The 15,708-nt window shown below is 63.8% G+C and carries 10 protein-coding genes; 2 read left to right on the forward strand and 8 right to left on the reverse strand.

Translation table 11 applies throughout. The features are described from left to right. Window positions 1-567: 567 nt before the first annotated feature. The 5 genes from G332_RS0101265 to G332_RS0101285 form a co-directional block, all read right to left on the reverse strand. A complete protein-coding gene (locus G332_RS0101265; protein ID WP_019625184.1) occupies window positions 568-1,824 on the reverse strand; it encodes an HlyD family type I secretion periplasmic adaptor subunit in 1,257 nt (418 codons plus the stop codon). After that, window positions 1,821-4,007 (reverse strand): type I secretion system permease/ATPase, encoded by a 2,187-nt coding sequence (locus G332_RS0101270; protein ID WP_019625185.1) that lies wholly within the window; start codon window positions 4,005-4,007, stop codon window positions 1,821-1,823. Before G332_RS0101270 ends, G332_RS0101265 begins: the two co-directional genes overlap by 4 nt. Continuing rightward, window positions 4,004-5,206: a TolC family protein gene (locus G332_RS0101275; protein ID WP_019625186.1), complete on the reverse strand. Its 1,203-nt coding sequence runs from the start codon at window positions 5,204-5,206 to the stop codon at window positions 4,004-4,006. Before G332_RS0101275 ends, G332_RS0101270 begins: the two co-directional genes overlap by 4 nt. Window positions 5,207-5,410: 204 nt before the next feature. Continuing rightward, window positions 5,411-8,227 carry an Ig-like domain-containing protein gene (locus G332_RS12590; RefSeq protein WP_019625187.1) on the reverse strand — a complete coding sequence of 939 codons (2,817 nt, stop codon included), beginning with the start codon at window positions 8,225-8,227 and terminating at the stop codon, window positions 5,411-5,413. Between the two features lie 15 nt (window positions 8,228-8,242). After that, window positions 8,243-9,085 carry an OmpA family protein gene (locus G332_RS0101285; RefSeq protein WP_026340507.1) on the reverse strand — a complete coding sequence of 281 codons (843 nt, stop codon included), beginning with the start codon at window positions 9,083-9,085 and terminating at the stop codon, window positions 8,243-8,245. A 437-nt stretch (window positions 9,086-9,522) separates the two neighbouring features. Here G332_RS0101285 and G332_RS13630 point away from each other — a divergent pair, with 437 nt between their 5' ends. Further along, on the forward strand, window positions 9,523-9,660 hold the full coding sequence (locus tag G332_RS13630) for a hypothetical protein (protein ID WP_019625189.1): 138 nt from the start codon (window positions 9,523-9,525) through the stop codon (window positions 9,658-9,660). A gap of 60 nt (window positions 9,661-9,720) precedes the next feature. Here the strand turns inward: G332_RS13630 and G332_RS0101295 are convergent, their stop codons facing one another. From G332_RS0101295 to G332_RS0101305, 3 genes are all read right to left on the reverse strand, one after another. Continuing rightward, window positions 9,721-10,659 carry a DmsC/YnfH family molybdoenzyme membrane anchor subunit gene (locus G332_RS0101295; RefSeq protein ID WP_019625190.1) on the reverse strand — a complete coding sequence of 313 codons (939 nt, stop codon included), beginning with the start codon at window positions 10,657-10,659 and terminating at the stop codon, window positions 9,721-9,723. 26 nt (window positions 10,660-10,685) lie between these two features. Further along, entirely contained in the window at window positions 10,686-11,381 is a 696-nt protein-coding gene (locus G332_RS0101300; protein WP_038059468.1) for a 4Fe-4S dicluster domain-containing protein, read from the reverse strand. Between the two features lie 72 nt (window positions 11,382-11,453). Next, the gene (locus tag G332_RS0101305) at window positions 11,454-14,363 is read right to left on the reverse strand and encodes a molybdopterin oxidoreductase family protein (protein WP_019625192.1); all 2,910 of its coding nucleotides are present in this window, start codon (window positions 14,361-14,363) and stop codon (window positions 11,454-11,456) included. 234 nt (window positions 14,364-14,597) lie between these two features. Here G332_RS0101305 and moaA point away from each other — a divergent pair, with 234 nt between their 5' ends. After that, window positions 14,598-15,605 (forward strand): GTP 3',8-cyclase MoaA, encoded by a 1,008-nt coding sequence (gene moaA, locus G332_RS0101310; RefSeq protein WP_026340508.1) that lies wholly within the window; start codon window positions 14,598-14,600, stop codon window positions 15,603-15,605. The last annotated feature ends 103 nt before the right edge of the window (window positions 15,606-15,708 follow it).

Raw genomic sequence — 15,708 nt, forward strand, 5'->3', positions numbered from 1 at the left:
ACTAATCGCTGTTTGAGGCGCCTTGTCTCGGAACGCTTGTCTCCAAAAACTGGGGGCACCCACGCGGACGTGCGATTCAATCAGCGTCTCCCAAGGCGGGAGCTTCCTGATACGCGGCCCATAGACCCGAGATCCGACAAGCGCCCGGTGAAACACTGGTTTATTTAGCCGGGCCCATGCACTCGTTCGCGCTTCCAGCCCGGTTTTCAGGGACCTTGCTCGTCCATGCAACCGCGCCCCAGGCCCACTGCGTCATAAATGCCGGACACAAAAAAGGCGACATGCCAGCGGCATGTCGCCTTGCACTTCGGCTTGCCTCGAGCCTTACAGCAGGCCGCCGAGCAGGCCGCCGCCCAGCAGGTTGTTCACCAGACCCAGGACCGGGTCGAGCAGGCCAAAGACAGTTCCAAGCAGTCCACCAAGAAGATCCATGTTTTTTTCCTCTACCTTTAGTTGCTTTCTTGAATACCGCCCCGGCTATAACCGGGAAGGTGAATTCACCTTAGCCAGCGACCACACCCGCGTCACCTCTACTTTATGACTGGACCAAAAGGCGGGACCGGGACATCAGCGCTCGGTCAACGCATCGCTGGCACGATTCAGCGGCGTCAGGAGGTATTCCAGAATCGTGCGCTCCCCCGTTTTGATATCGACGCGGGCGATCATGCCCGTTGCAATCTCGACCACCCGGCCGGTCGCCGTCTCGAGCGACGCCCCTTCGAGCTCCAGGGTCACGAGATAGTAGACCTCTTCCGGGTTGACCTCGTCCCGAACCGTGTCCGGCGAGATATCGGTCACGATGCCCTGGAGCTTGCCGTAGCGGGAGGCATCATAAGCAGTGATCTCCACCTGCGCCGGCTGTCCCGGGTGCACATGCGCAATGTCTCGAGGCGAGATCCGCGCCTCCACCACAAGCTCCTCGTCCTGGGGCACAATCTCCATGATCTTGCCGTTGGGTGAGACCACCCCTCCGAGCGTCTGCAATTCGATACTTTGCACCCGCCCCTGAACCGGAGAGCGCAGGACCAAACGCTCCAGGGCATCCTGATGCCCCCTCAGGGCAGACCGCAGAGCCGCTACTTCAGTACGGGTTTCGGCAAGCTCCTCGCGAGCCCGGACCAGGAAGCCGTCTTCCAGCTCATCCTGCTCCTGCTGCAACTCGGCCATGGTGCGGCGCTGACGCAGCAGCTCCACGCGCGAGGCGGCGCCGGCCTCCACCAGTTCCGCCGTAATCGCGCGCTCCTGCTCGACCAGGTCGAACGCGGCCTGTATGTTCTTCCGGCTACGTTCGAATGCCTCCCGGCGGCTGCGAAACAACGCGCGCTCGGGCGCCGTCACCTGCGGGGTCGCGTCCAGCTCGGACGGAAAGGTGATCGCTTCGGCACCCGCGACCTCGGCCTCCAGCCGGCTTTTACGGGCGAGCGCCCCCAGGTAGCGCGCCTCCACCTCTTCTTTTTCCGCCCTTGTCTGGACGGGGTCGAGAACCGCCAGGCGCTGTCCCGCCGTAACCGAATCCCCGCGCCGCACATACAGTTCGCGCAGGATGCCGCCTTCCATCGACTGGATCACCTGCGACCCCGAACGCGGTACCACCGTCCCTTGTCCGGTGGAGACCTGACTGACCTCGGCGAAAAAGGCCCAGATCACGAACGCCGCCAGGAGCAAGGTCACCAACAGCACCAGGCGCCCGGCCGCCGGCGCGCGCCCGGCTTCACCAGGGAAATGGCCAAACGGACCGCGCTCGGGACCAGGCTGGGTAGCAGGGCCGACCCACCAGCGGCGCAGCGCCTCCCGGAAACGGTCCACCTGCCCGTCCGTGTTCATCCCTGGGCCCCGCCGCGGGCATCGCCTTCGTTCAGCTGCGCCAGCTTCGCAAGAACACGGTCCCGGGTGTCATCCATGACGACTCGTCCCGCATCAATGACAATGACGCGATCCACCAGCTTGAGGACGTTGCGCCGATGGCTGGCGACGATCAGGGTGTTGCCCGCGGGCAGGCGCGCGAGATCGGCGATCACGGCGGCCTCCGCACGATCGTCCATTCCGGTGGTGGGCTCATCCAGCAGCAGAACGGTCGGGTGGCGCAGGAGGACACGTGCCAGCAATACCGCCTGGCGCTGCCCGCCGGACAGCCCCGTTCCACCTTCATTCACCATGTAGTCCAGGCCATCCGGGACCCGCTTCAGGAGATCAAGGGCCCCGATCCGCTTCAGCACGCGCAGGATCTCGTCATCGCTGGCCCCGGGTGCGCCCAGTGTCAGGTTCTCGCGCAAGGATCCATGAAAAAGCCGGCCACTCTGAGCGACCAGGCCGACGTCCCGACGCACATCGGCCGGATCCAGATGCCCCAGATGAATGCCATCCAGGAGCACTTCCCCCTCGGCAGCGTCCAGCAGGCCGGCAAGCCCCTGCAGCAGGGTGGATTTGCCTGCGCCACTGCGGCCGATAACGGCGATGCGCTCACCCGGCTTGATTTCCATGCGGCCGATGGTGAGCGCCGGGCGCGGATCGTCGCGCGAATAGATGAGCTTCGCCCGCTCGATCTGGTAATGGCCGCTCAGCTGGGCCCGATGGACCCGGCGCTCGCCATCGGGGTAATCCAGCGGCCGCTGCATGACGCCATCGAGCCCCTGCAGTGCAACCCGCGCCTGCTGCCAGCGGTTGAGCACCTGGTTGATCTGCGCCATGGGCACCAGCATGCGCGAGGCCAGGATCGAGGCCGCTACCAGCGCCCCGGTCGTCAGATCGCCGGTCATGACCATCGGCGCCCCGAACAGGATCACGACGGCGAAGGAGCCGGTCTGCACCGTCTGTCCCCAGGTGGTCAGGGAATTGGTCAGCAGGCGCTGACGCAGATTCACTTCGGTGGTGACAGCGTTGTAGTGGTTCCACTGGTTCTGGAAACGGGGCTCCGCCTGCAGCAGTTTCAGATCATCGCCCCCCTGGATCGACTCGACCAGCATGCCATTGCGCCGCGAAGCCTCGCGCATGGCCTCGTTCGCCAGACGGCGCAGACGCCCCTGCAACAGCAGCCCGGGCAGGACGAGCACCACCAGCGCCAGGGCCGGCACCAGGACCAGGCTACCGGCGATGTACCAGAACACGACCAGAAACAGAATGAAGAACGGCATGTCCGCCAACACGGACACCGTCGTCGAGGTCATGAAATCACGCACACGCTCCAGCTCCCGCAACTGCGCGATGAAACTTCCGGTCGAGCGCGGGCGCTCCGAGTTGCGGATGCGGACAGCGTGCCCGAACACGCGATCGGAGATACGTATGTCGGCATCCTTCCCCAGCACATCAATGATGCGCAGCCGCGCGACGCGCATGACGAACTCGAACAGAAGCGCCAGCACGACCCCGGTGAACAATACATAGAGGGTCGGGAACGACTCCGCAGGGATGACCCGGTCATACACCTGCATCGCGAAGACGAGACCGGCCAGAGCCAGCACGTTCGCCAGCAGCGAAGCCAGGAAAACGGAACCGTACGGCCGCAGATCTTGAAAGACGATGCCACGAAACCAGTGCTGACGATAAGGCTGGATGTATTCATCAATGCGCGGGTCCGCCTGATTGCGCAGCGGCCGTACCACGAAGACGCGCTGCACCCTCGCCTGAAGATCGGCCGTCACCAGGGCGCTGCGTACATCGCCCTCACCGGACCAGGCCACCTGCCACGCATCACCGTCATGGGTTACGCCATCGACGACCCCGACATGACCGCCTTCCAGCTCCACCAGCAACGGCAACTGCCAGGCATCAAGCCGGTCCAGCACGCGCCGGCCCGGCGATTCCGCCAGTTCCAGGCCAAGCTTCCGCGCAAGCGCGGTCAACTGATCGGCATCGGGCTCGGCATCGCCCACCCAGGCGACCAGCGACCTGGCATGTTCCTCGGAAAACGGGCACTCGTAGTAACGCGCGACACGTAACAGGGCCTCCAGCCAGTCTTCCAGCCCCTGCGCTGTGGTGGACGCCCCGGCGCCGGGCGTCCCCGCGCTCATTCGTGTTCCTCCAGTTCCAGCAGCGCGCTCAGTTGCCCGCCCTGCTCGAGGCAGCGAACCGTGTGCATGCGCCAGTCATGGCGTGCGTCCGCCAGATCAAAGCGTGCCTGGAAATACTCCTGCTCGGCGGTCAGTACATCCAGCAATGTCCGTGTCCCCGCACCGACATACTGCGTCTCATACAGCCCGCGTAGATCATCGAGTGACGCCACCCGCTGTTCGAGCCCGTCAATCCGGTCATCCAGGTCATCCAGCCGTGTCGCGGCCTCACCCACGGCACGTGCCGCCGCGGCCCGGATGGCCTCCCGACGCGCAGCGGCGGAGCCGGTATCAAGCTCGGCGGCCCGTTCGCGGGCCCGGTTGCGCCCACCACGAAACAGATCGGCCTGAACATTCAACAAGACGGTGGATTCGGTCTGGTTGGGGAGGTCGCTGTCGAAAAAGTAATCGCTTTGAAAATCCACGGAGACCGTCGGCCAGCGGGATGCACGTTCGCGGGCGCGTACCGCCCGTGCCTCCGACTGCCGCGCAGCCGCCGACCGCACACCCGGGGCACTGTCCAGCATATCGTGATCGATCGCCCGGCAAGTGGCGGCCCAGTCGTCCGGAAAGGCCTCGCCAGCCCGTGCCCCCGGAGCGACGTCAAGGAATTCAGTGAGCTGACGCCGCGCACTCTCGCGGTCCGCCCGCACATCGGCCAGCACCAGCCGTGCCTGCTGCGTGCGCGACTCTACCGCTCGCGTATCCGCGCGGGCCGCCGCCCCAAGCTCCGAACGCCGTTGGGCAAGGGCACCAATGCGCTCCATGGATTCGATTTGTTCTTCGGCGATCGCCTCCATGGCCTGGTGCCGCTGCATCCGGATGGCCGCCTGCAGGGCATCCCCACCAACGTCCTCCCGCGTCGCGTGCAAATCGGCCTCGACACGCGATACCGACGCACGGGCCCGCTCGATCTCGCTGCTGACTTCGCCGAAGTCATACAGCCGCTGCGAGGCATTCACGCTGGCCACATCGACATTGCGACCGAGCCGGCTCTGGAATTCGGACCGGGTACTGGCCGTTACCTGAGGCAGACGCAACGAACGCGCCTCCGTAATGCCCTCGCGTTCGCGTTCGACCTCGAGCCGCGCACGCCGTACATCGGGATGGCCGATGACGGCCTCGCGCGCCAGATCAGCGAGGTCGGGTAACTGCCGCATTGCACCCGCGCGATTTTCTCCCGCGCTGGAGGCTGCCGTACCCGGAGCCGCCACTGCACCGGGGCCCGATGCCCCGGCTATCTGTGCCATCAGCATCGACGCCGGCACCAGAAGCAGTGCCGCAGCAAGCGCGGTCCGTTTCAATCCATCCCCCTTTCAGCCTCCAACCGGTTCGTGTCGCCAGAAACCGGAGGGTGCGACAACCTATGTGACGAAAAATCCGACTTCCATGTCGATCTGACCATGGTCGATGTCACCACTGACGGGATCCTCGACCTTGTACTCGAAACGGTCGGTCTCGCCAATGTTGCCAGCATCCGGATCTGCCTCGTACCGGAGACTGCCGTCATCATCTACGGTCAGGGTACCGAAGTCGCCATCCAGCTCGATGGAGCCATCATTGTCGAACTCGATGAAATCCCCGTCACTCCCGTGGCGGACCCCCACCAGCACGTCCTCGAAATCGGGGTCGCCGCTTACGGCAATCGAATCGGCCAGATTCCCTTCAAACGCCTGAACATCTTCGACGGTACCGGCAGACGGATCCAGCGAGTCCGGGTCAGCGGTCAACAGCTCGACGTTCTCCAGGGCTACATCGCCGCTGAGCAGCTCCACGCCCCCGCTGCGGCGCAGTTCCAGTTCGTATTCTCCGGGCTGCAGTCCAGCTTCACTCACGTCCTCGTCCGTTCCCGCCAATCCGAGCAGATCGAGTCCCAGCAGGCCGGGATCCTGCTCCAGGGTACCGAGACTTTCGAACTCGGCATCCGAGTCCTCACGATAGAACAGTTCGATCTCGAAGCCCTGATCCAGAAGGGTCAGGACCGAGCCCGAAGACGCATCGAACCGAAGAGCCCCGACTTCGCCGTCATCAACCTCGAACATCAACGAGTCGGTATCCTGGACGCCGATCCCCAACAGCCCCCCCTGCAGGACCAGGTCGTCCAGCGGTTCAACATCGAACTGATCCTCAATACCGGAGATGCTGAGTTCGGAGACCCCCCCGAAGTTCTCAGCAAAGATCGAGTTTACAGCGACATCAACAGGCTCAGAGGTGAAGCCATCTTCGGACAGCGCCCGAACCGAACCCTCATATCCCAGGATTTCCGTACCTTCCGCATCCAGGTCATCGGCACTGAATGACCAGGCACCGTCTTCGACCTCAGTGCTCAGCAACACCTGATCATCGTCATCCAGCAGTTCGACTTCCGAGGCATCTGCGCCCGCCTCGCCGGCGATGGCGATGTTGTCCTGCTGAGTGACCAGCGGCTCGTCAGGTTGGTCGGAAAATTCAACGCCTGCCGGCTCGGATTCGTTGCCCGCATCGTCCGTGGCCGTGACCTGGCCGCTGAAACCAGCCGGATTCTGATCGGGGAAGTCCGCAGCCGGGATCGACCAGTTGCCCTCGGCATCGGTCTCGGCAGTCGCGACCTCTTCGCCCTCGTCGTCCTTCAGGGTGATCGTCGTACCCGCTTCGGCCGTGCCGGAGACACCCGCGGCATTCTCTTCCTCAACCACCGGCGCATCCGGAATCTGACCGTCGATCGGACCCACCGAAGCCGGGGCGGACTCATTGCCCGCGTCGTCCGTCGCCGTTACTTCACCTTCGAAGCCGTCCGGGTCACCACCCGGGAAATCCTCGGCCGGAACCGACCAGTTGCCCTCGGCATCGGTCTCGGTCGTCGCGACCTCTTCGCCCTCGTCGTCCTTCAGCGTGATCGTCGTACCCGCTTCGGCCGTGCCGGAGACACCCGCGGCATTCTCTTCCTCAACCACCGGCGCATCCGGGATCTGACCATCGATCGGGCCTACGGGGGTGGCGTCGGACTCATTACCCTCGTCATCCGTCGCCGTCACCTCGCCCTCGAAGCCGTCCGGGTCACCACCCGGGAAATCCTCGGCCGGAACCGACCAGTTACCCTCGGCATCGGTCTCGGTCGTCGCGACCTCTTCGCCCTCGTCGTCCTTCAGCGTGATCGTCGTGCCCGCTTCGGCCGTGCCGGAGACACCCGCGGCATTCTCTTCCTCAACCACCGGCGCATCCGGGATCTGACCGTCGATCGGACCCACCGCAGCCGGGGCGGACTCATTGCCCGCGTCATCCGTCGCCGTCACTTCACCTTCGAAGCCGTCCGGGTCACCACCCGGGAAATCCTCGGCCGGAACCGACCAGTTGCCCTCGGCATCGGTCTCGGTCGTCGCAACCACCTCACCATCACCGTCGGTCAGCGTGATCGTCGTGCCCGCTTCGGCTGTGCCGGAGATACCGGCAGCGTTCTCTTCCTCAACCACCGGCGCATCCGGGATCTGACCATCGATCGGGCCTACGGGGGTGGCGTCGGACTCATTACCCTCGTCATCCGTCGCCGTCACCTCGCCCTCGAAGCCGTCCGGGTCACCGTCCGGAAAATCTTCGGCCGGGATCGACCAGTTGCCGTCGCCATCGGTCTCGGCAGTCGCGACCTCTTCGCCCTCGTCGTCCTTCAGGGTGATGGTAGTGTCCGGATCGGCCGTACCCGAAAGCCCACCGGCATTCGCCTCATCGATCACGGGCGCGGCCGGCGCATCACCCGAATCGTCTGCAGGGGCCGAAGAACTGGACGAAGACCCTCCGGCCGCCGCTGCCAGTCCACCCACGGCGACGGCACCGGCGATAAGCCCGAGGGCGCTGACGCCCGAGCCGCCTTCGTCCACCAGTTGCCCCACCTCGGAGATCTCTGCGAGGGCGAACGACTCCCAGGGCTGTTCGTACTGTCCCCACCACAGGACGCCGCTGGAATCCTCCAGCACCAGTTCGTTGCGAAGCTCGTCGCTGGCGGTAAAGAAGCCCTCAACAACGAATGTCTCGCCCGATCGCAGGGTGACCACAAGATCCATCCCCTGTTGATCGAACGCGGCAACGGTCTCCGGGCCAATCGGCAGCTGGACGACCTGGTTTTCGCCTACGGACAGTTGATCCAGCGCCACCTCGCGGGTCGCGCCAGAGCTCTTGTCCACCAGTTGTGCCTGCATGTTCACCGCCATCGTTCTTGACCCCTCTTAATTCCGGTTGCCCCGGTCGATAATCTCGATCTCCACCCGCCGATTCGGCTCGAGGCAGGCACGAGTTTCAGCCGCGCGTTCAGGACCTCGGCAAAAGACCAGCGGCTGACTCTGCCCGCGCCCTTCCGCCACCATGATGTCCGGGTTGACACCGTTCTCGATCAATGTCGCCCGGACGCTTTCAGCCCGCCGCTGCGACAGGTCCAGATTATATTGAGGGTCGCCGATGCGGTCTGCGTGCCCCACTAACGTAATTCGAGGATTGTCGTATTCAGCCTGAATTTCCGCAGCAACCTCGGCGATTCGCGCACGCCCTTCCGACGTCAGGCTATCTTCGGCGAAGCCGAACACGACATCTGCGGAAAGAGTGAGGATTTGCAACTCGGGCATCTCCGGGGTGGTGGAAAGCCCGTCATAGAGACGCTCGCACAAGAAGCGCCGCCATTCGGCCGTTTCCACTCGGTCCCAACCATCGAAACTGATTCGGTACTGGCATACCAGGACATCGCTCCCCATCGCGAAGGGCACATCGAAGTTGTAGAACCAATGGGCCTGGCCCCGATGGCGCCTGAATTCGTCTGGCGTGCCCAGGGTCTCCAGCACATCGGGTTGTTCCATCCCGGCGACCACGGACTCCAGGGTGTCCTTGTCAACCGGACGTCCCATTCGGGCAAAGCCCTCGTCCAGTTCGATCAATGGCGTCTCGACATTCGGGAACCCCGCGTCATTCGCCGACAGCGGCCCCGTAACCAATGCCATCGTGGTGGCCGCCAGGAAAGCCAGTCCTCGGACGGGAGTGCGCGTGCGCGCGCGGGCGCTTACAGGTCTGGGTTCGTTCATGCAGGCATACTCTTTGAGAATCACCGGTGGCGTTTGACACTACCATCCTCCATAACCTAAAGGGCCAGTCTTTTCGATAGGGTAGGCCCTACCAATTAGTTGGGAAGGAAGGCCTACGGGGCGGGACAACAAAAGCTACAGCAAGAAGATACTCCCGGATCATTGGAAAGCCGGATACAACCTTAGAAATCCAGTCGTTAATCGGTGAACGGGGGGGGGCAGAGCCCGGCGCCGGAACGCGTCTGGTGGCACGCAGGCGTTCGTCCGACGAGTTCACTCCGGGGGACAGACGGGGTCAGGTGAGTGAGCTCACCTTGAACCTGCGCACGAAGAGCAGCAAAAGTGGCAGCTGCGCTGCGGATTTGATACAGATCAAGATGCTTGAAGAATCATGGACTACGCTTGAAGCATGACACCCAGACAAGGAGGAGCTTGTCATGCTTACCGAGATCATGTTCCAGAGCCCGATCGGCATCCTGACCATCGTGACCCTGCTGGGGATCGTGGCCTTCTTTGCATACGTGGGATATTTCATTGTCCACGGGATGCGCGAACAACGCGAAAACGAGCAATAAAAAAAACGCCCGCGCAATGCGGGCGTTTTTTTGTACCGTAACGGGAAACTCCCGCGGGGCTCAGGTGTGCTGGGCCCCGTGGTACAGGCGTACGACGTGCTTCGCTTCAGCGAAGAACAGCCAGCGCTCCATCACGACCCCCGCCAGCGCGGCCACCAGCCCCAGCCAGGCCACAATGGCCGGAACCCCGGAGAGGATGGCCGCAAACACCAGGATCGGTGTTCCGAATGCAAGCAGGAATACCCCCATCTTCAGGGTATCGGTAGTGTTCTTGCTCGGGTCGTAACCGAACTCGTCGGTCAGGAAGGTACCGGCGGTATGGCCGGTATCGAGCAGGCGCACGGTCGCACGGTTGAAAGTCGTCGCAGTGTTGATGGTCGGACCGGTCACGCGCGAGATCCAGAAGTAGTAGATTCCCTTCAGCACCCCCGCAATCAGCAGCAGCACGATCGCCGCCCCTGCGTGCAGCGCAGTCGCGTTATCGAACAGGCTGGCAATCGCGGCAAAGGCGACCGAGCCAGTCGCAATACCCAGCAGGATGTAGTTGGCCGGCGTGAGCGCCGTATTCCACTGACGGATCGTCTTCAGGCAGCCGTAGATCATACCGGTCGAGAACAGGGTGATCACGGCGAGGACGGCTGCGATGGCCCCCGCGACCGCGGCCAACGGGCCGATCTCGCTGCCCTGCAACAGCACGCCCAGGCCGTAGACGGCGGCAAACGGATAAAACAGGACGGCGAACACGGCCTCACGCGAAAGCCAGGACGTCTTGAAACGCATGAACGAACGCCAGGCGTTCTTCTTGTTGGCCAGGTGCCCCGTGGACAGCATCAGCCCGACAGTGATCAGGCCAAGGGCCGCGACGCCATGAGCGATCAGCTCGCCATGGCTCATGGCCGGGCCGATGCCCGCGAGATGGAAGGTCGCCAGCAGGATGAACAGGCCATAGCCTGCACCCGAGATGACAGTAAACAGAATGACGGAAAACGCCGGATGCATGGTTCTCTCTCCCCGATCGGGCGCGCTTAGCGCGCCACCATCTTGTTGACCCAGTCCTTCACCGAGCTGATCAGCGTGTTGGCACGCACATCGTCAGTGGGGATGGGGCGGGTGACCCGCGGCGGCAGGTAGGTGTTAACCGGCTTGTAGCCCAGCTCGGGCATCTGCTTCACCCCGCCGCGTTCGCGTACCAGGCGGCTGACTTCAGAGCGGGTATCGTCGAAGTCACCGAAAAAGCGCGCATGGGCCGGACAGGTGATCACGCAGGCCGGCTGACGCTCCTCCGGCGGCAGCGTCTCGTCGTAGATTCGGTCCACGCACAGGGTGCATTTCTTCATCACGCCGTCCTCGCGATCCAGCTCGCGGGCACCGTAGGGGCAGGCCCAGGCGCAGTAGTTGCAACCCATGCACTTGTCCTGGTCGACCAGCACGATGCCGTCTTCCGGACGCTTGTAAGAGGCGCCGGTGGGGCAGACATTCACGCAGTCGGCATGCTCGCAGTGCATGCAGGACATCGGGATGTTGACGGTCTTGTTATCCGGATAGTCGCCGACCTCGTAGTGGCGGATGCGGTTGAACCACACGCCGCTCGGGTCTTCGCCATAGGGACGGTAGTCGCTCAACGGACCGGTGGTACCGCTGGTATTCCACTGCTTGCAGGCCACCGCGCAGGCATGACAGCCCACGCAGGTGTCCATGTCGATTACGAGTCCAAGTCGCATGGTTGGTACTCCCTCAAAGCGTTCGTACGGGCGCCCCCTTGCCGGCCTTCGGCCGACACGGGGCGGGCCGGATCAGTTCTTGTCGTCGTCCAGCGAGCCGCGGGTCAGCACGTCACGGATGTCGCGGTTCAGGTGCACCGGCTGGTGCGCGGCGTAGCGCCCGATGTCCGGCGACGCCGACATACCCGGGGTGGCCTTGACCTCGTCGAACTGCGGCCAGGAACCCTCTTCGTCCGCAGCGGCCGGAGTAATCTTGACCTTCAGGTCGTACCAGGCCGCCTGCCCGGTCACCGGGTCGGAGTTGGTGATGTTGTCGATCGGGTCACCCTTCTTCGGCAGCAGCTCGCTGATGAGGTGATTCATCAGGAAGCCTTTCTGCGACTCGTTCGCCTCCGGCTTCAGGCCCCAGGCACCCTTCTGCTTGCCGATGGCGTTCCAGGTCCAGACGGTATTCGGCTCGCAGCCCTCGATCAGCTTGACCTGTACGCGGATCTTGCCGTTGTGGGATTCCACCCACACCCAGGACAGGTCCTCGATGCCCATGGATTCGGCCTTGCCCCGGTTCATGTACAGGTAGTTCTGGGCGCAGATCTGGCGCAGCCAGGCGTTCTGCGAGTCCCAGGAGTGGTACATGAACATCGGGCGCTGGTTGACCGCGTAGAACGGATATTCGTCTTCGTCGATGCGGGTCTGCTCCAGCGGCTTGTGCCAGATCGGCAGCGGATCGAAGTACTGGGTCAGGCGATCCTTGTGCTCCTGCCTGGTCGGCTGCGGGCCGTCGTACAGCCCCTGGCCGGCCAGTTTGAAACGCTGCTGGGTCTCGGAGTAGAGCTCGATCGTGATCGGATCGGTCTTGCCCACCCAGCCGGCGTGCTTGGCCAGTTCCAGGTAGTCCTTGTTGGCATAGCGATAGAATTGCTCGTTCGGCGCCAGGTGGTACATGAAGAACCCCTGGTTCTCGATGTAGGCCTCCCACTGCTTCGGGTTCGGCTCGCCGCGCAGATGGCTCTGGCCATCCTTACCGCGATAGCCGGACAGGAAGCCGATGCCCGGCTCCTTCTCGAAGTTGACGATGAAGTCCTTGTAGTCCGCGAACTTGCGGCTGCCGTCGTCCTTGGTGAACGCCGGGAACTTCAGACGGCTGGCCAGCTCGACCATCACCTCCTGCCACGGCCGCACGTCGCGGTCCGCCTCCAGGATCGGGTGGCGGATGGAGTCCGCCGCCGCGGCCGGCTCGGAGATCGGACGGTCCAGCATGGAGATGGTGTCGTAGCGCTCCAGATAGGTGGTATCCGGCAGCACCAGATCGGCGAAGCTGACCATCTCGGAGTTGAACGCGTCCGAGACCACCAGGAACGGGATCTTGTACTCGCCGTTCTCGTCCTTCGCCCGCAGCATGTCCATGACTTCGGCGGTGTTCATCGTGGAGTTCCACGACATGTTCGCCATGAAGAAGATCAGCGTGTCGATCGGGTACGGGTCGGCATTGACCGCATTGGTCACCACCATGTGCATCAGGCCATGGTTGGAGACCGGCGCATCCCAGGAGAAGGCCTTGTCGATACGCAGCGGGTTGCCGTCGTCATCGATGACCAGGTCCTCCGGCGCGGTCGGGAACCCGAGCGGCGGGCTCTTCAGCGGGGTGTTCGGCGCGCATTCCTTCGCCGGCTTGATGCCCGGCGGGACATGCTTGGGGTACGGCGGCTTGGCCAGGTGACCGCCGGGGCAGTCCACCGAGCCCAGCATGATCTGCAGCAGGTGGATCGCGCGGCAGGTCTGAAAGCCGTTGGAATGCGCGGAGATGCCGCGCATCGCGTGCATGGACACCGGGCGCCCGAACACCTTGTCGTGCTTGCGGCCCCAGGAGTCGGTCCACTCGATGTCGAGCTCGATGGTCTCCTTGAACGCGACGTGCGCCATCTCGAGCGCCAGGCGCTCGGTCTGCTCGGCCGGTACGCCAGTGATCTCGGCGGTGTTCTCCGGGGAGTACTCGTCGCTCAGGTAGCGCTCGGCCAGCAGGGTCATCACGGTCTTGACCGGACGACCGTCCGGCGCAGTGTACTCGCCGAACAGTGCCGGCTTGATATCCACCTGAGTGCCGTCGACGAAGGCCTCCTTTTCCAACTCCCAGACCAGCGGGTTGCCGGCCTCGTCACGCAGGATCAGGCCATCGCCCTTCTGCCCCGGGGTCTGCACCACCAGCTGGGTGGCATTGGTGTAGCGCACCAGGAAGTCCCAGTCGAACTGGTCGTTCTTCAGCAGCACGTGCAACATGGACAGCGCGAACAGGCCGTCGGTGCCGGGCTTGATGCCCACCCACTCGTCGGCGATCGCCTGGTAGCCGGTGCGCACCGGGTTGATGGCCACGAACTTGCCGCCGCTACGCTTGAGCTTCTCCAGCCCGATCTTGATCGGGTTGGAGGCGTGGTCTTCCGCCACACCCCACAGCATGTGGTACTTGGTGCGGTCCCAGTCCGGGTCGCCGAACTCCCAGAAGGCGAAGCCGGTGGTGTACAGGCCGCCGGCGGCCATGTTCACCGAACAGAAGCCGCCGTGGGCCGCCCAGTTATAGGTGCCGAACTGGGTCGCCCAGAGGCCGGTCAGGGCCTGCATCTGGTCACGCCCGGTAAAGAACGCCAGCTTGCGCGGGTCGGTCTCGCGGATCTTCTGCAGGCGCGCGGACAGGGTGTCGATCGCCTCATCCCAGGAGATCGGCTCGAACTCGCCGGCACCGCGCTCGGTGCCCGGCTTGCGGCGCATCGGCTGCTGCAGACGCGCCGGGGACTGCTGCTTCATGATGCCGGCATTGCCCTTGGCGCAGAGCACGCCCTTGTTGATCGGGTGATGCCGGTTCCCCTGGATGTAGCGGACCTTGTTGTCCTCCACGGTAACCTTGATGCCACAGCGGCAGGCACACATGTAGCAGGTGGAGTACTTGATCTCCTGCTTGCCGTGGTTCTCGAATTCGGGCAACGCGCTCATGGGGCGACCTCGTGATCTCGATTCAGTTATGCATCGCGTATTGTGGACGGGGCATGCGCGTTGCGCCAACGAGTCTTTTCTATTCGCTAATAAGAAAAAATTATCTGAGAAAGATTTTGTTTATTGTGGCACCCGGCATGGGGTGACTGGCGGCCCCCGGAAAATACTGAAAAAATGCTCTACGATGTGTACGAGCAAACATATCGCCACGCCCCGACCATGAGCTGGAACACCATGGAATACACCTCCCCAGCGGCCCCGAACGGCCTCGTCGACGCCTTTGGCCGGCGCATCGAATACGTCCGCCTCTCGGTCACCGACCGCTGCGACCTGCGCTGTTTCTACTGCATGCCCAAGGGCTTTCGCGACTTCGAGGAACCCGAGCACTGGCTCAGCTTCGACGAGATTGAACGCGTGATGGGGGCCTTCGGGCGCCTCGGCACCCGCCGCGTGCGCCTGACCGGCGGCGAGCCGCTGGTGCGCAAGAACCTGCCGGACCTGGCCGCGCGCCTGAACGCCCTGCCCGGCATCGAAGACATCTCGCTGTCCACCAATGCCACGCGCATGGCGCGCCATGCCCGGGAGCTGAAGGATGCCGGGGTCGCCCGCATCAACGTCAGCCTGGACTCGCTCAAGCCCGAGGTCTTCAAGGAAATCACCGGCGGCAAGCTGGAGAAGGTGCTGGACGGGCTGATGGCCTCCAAGGCCGCCGGCCTGAACCCGATCAAGATCAACATGGTAGTGATGGGCGGGATCAACGAGCCGGAGGTCGAGGACATGGTCGACTTCTGCATCGAGCACGGCTTCACCCTGCGCCTCATCGAGACCATGCCGATGGGCGACACCGGCCGCGAGGCGAAAGAGGGGCACTACGTGAATCTGCAGGACATACGCGCCCGGCTGGAACCCCGCTACAACCTGGTCCCCGGCGTGATGCCCGGCGGCGGCCCGGCACGCTACATGCAGATCCCGGATACCGACGTGCGCATCGGGTTCATCACCCCGATCTCGCAGCACTTCTGCGACACCTGCAACCGCGTGCGCCTGTCGGTGGACGGCACCATCTACACCTGCCTGGGCAACGAGCACAGCCTGAATCTGCGCCCCTACCTGCGCGAGGGCTGCAGCGACGCGGAACTGGAAGAACTGGTGATCCAGGCCATCAACCTGAAGCCGGAACGCCACGAATTCTCCGAGCGACCGGAAAAGATCATGCGCTTCATGTCCATGACCGGCGGCTGATCGCGCCCCTCCAGACGCAACGCGCGGCCCTCCATGTCGGCAGGCCCTCGAAGCCGTAGGAGCTCAGCCCCCTGAGCGATCGGCGCCGGACACGCCCCATCGG

Origin of the sequence: Thioalkalivibrio sp. ALJT (genome assembly GCF_000381825.1) — a bacterium.
Classification (GTDB): Bacteria; Pseudomonadota; Gammaproteobacteria; order Ectothiorhodospirales; family Ectothiorhodospiraceae; genus Thioalkalivibrio.

Bases quoted from the DNA above. Each gene is read 5' to 3' on its own strand.
- G332_RS0101265 (WP_019625184.1), bottom strand. From the start codon at position 1,824: ATGAACACGGACGGGCAGGTGGACCGTTTCCGGGAGGCGCTGCGCCGC.
- G332_RS0101270 (WP_019625185.1), bottom strand. From the start codon at position 4,007: ATGAGCGCGGGGACGCCCGGCGCCGGGGCGTCCACCACAGCGCAGGGG.
- G332_RS0101275 (WP_019625186.1), bottom strand. From the start codon at position 5,206: ATGCGGCAGTTACCCGACCTCGCTGATCTGGCGCGCGAGGCCGTCATC.
- G332_RS12590 (WP_019625187.1), bottom strand. From the start codon at position 8,227: ATGGCGGTGAACATGCAGGCACAACTGGTGGACAAGAGCTCTGGCGCG.
- G332_RS0101285 (WP_026340507.1), bottom strand. From the start codon at position 9,085: ATGAACGAACCCAGACCTGTAAGCGCCCGCGCGCGCACGCGCACTCCC.
- G332_RS13630 (WP_019625189.1), top strand. From the start codon at position 9,523: ATGCTTACCGAGATCATGTTCCAGAGCCCGATCGGCATCCTGACCATC.
- G332_RS0101295 (WP_019625190.1), bottom strand. From the start codon at position 10,659: ATGCATCCGGCGTTTTCCGTCATTCTGTTTACTGTCATCTCGGGTGCA.
- G332_RS0101300 (WP_038059468.1), bottom strand. From the start codon at position 11,381: ATGCGACTTGGACTCGTAATCGACATGGACACCTGCGTGGGCTGTCAT.
- G332_RS0101305 (WP_019625192.1), bottom strand. From the start codon at position 14,363: ATGAGCGCGTTGCCCGAATTCGAGAACCACGGCAAGCAGGAGATCAAG.
- moaA (WP_026340508.1), top strand. From the start codon at position 14,598: ATGGAATACACCTCCCCAGCGGCCCCGAACGGCCTCGTCGACGCCTTT.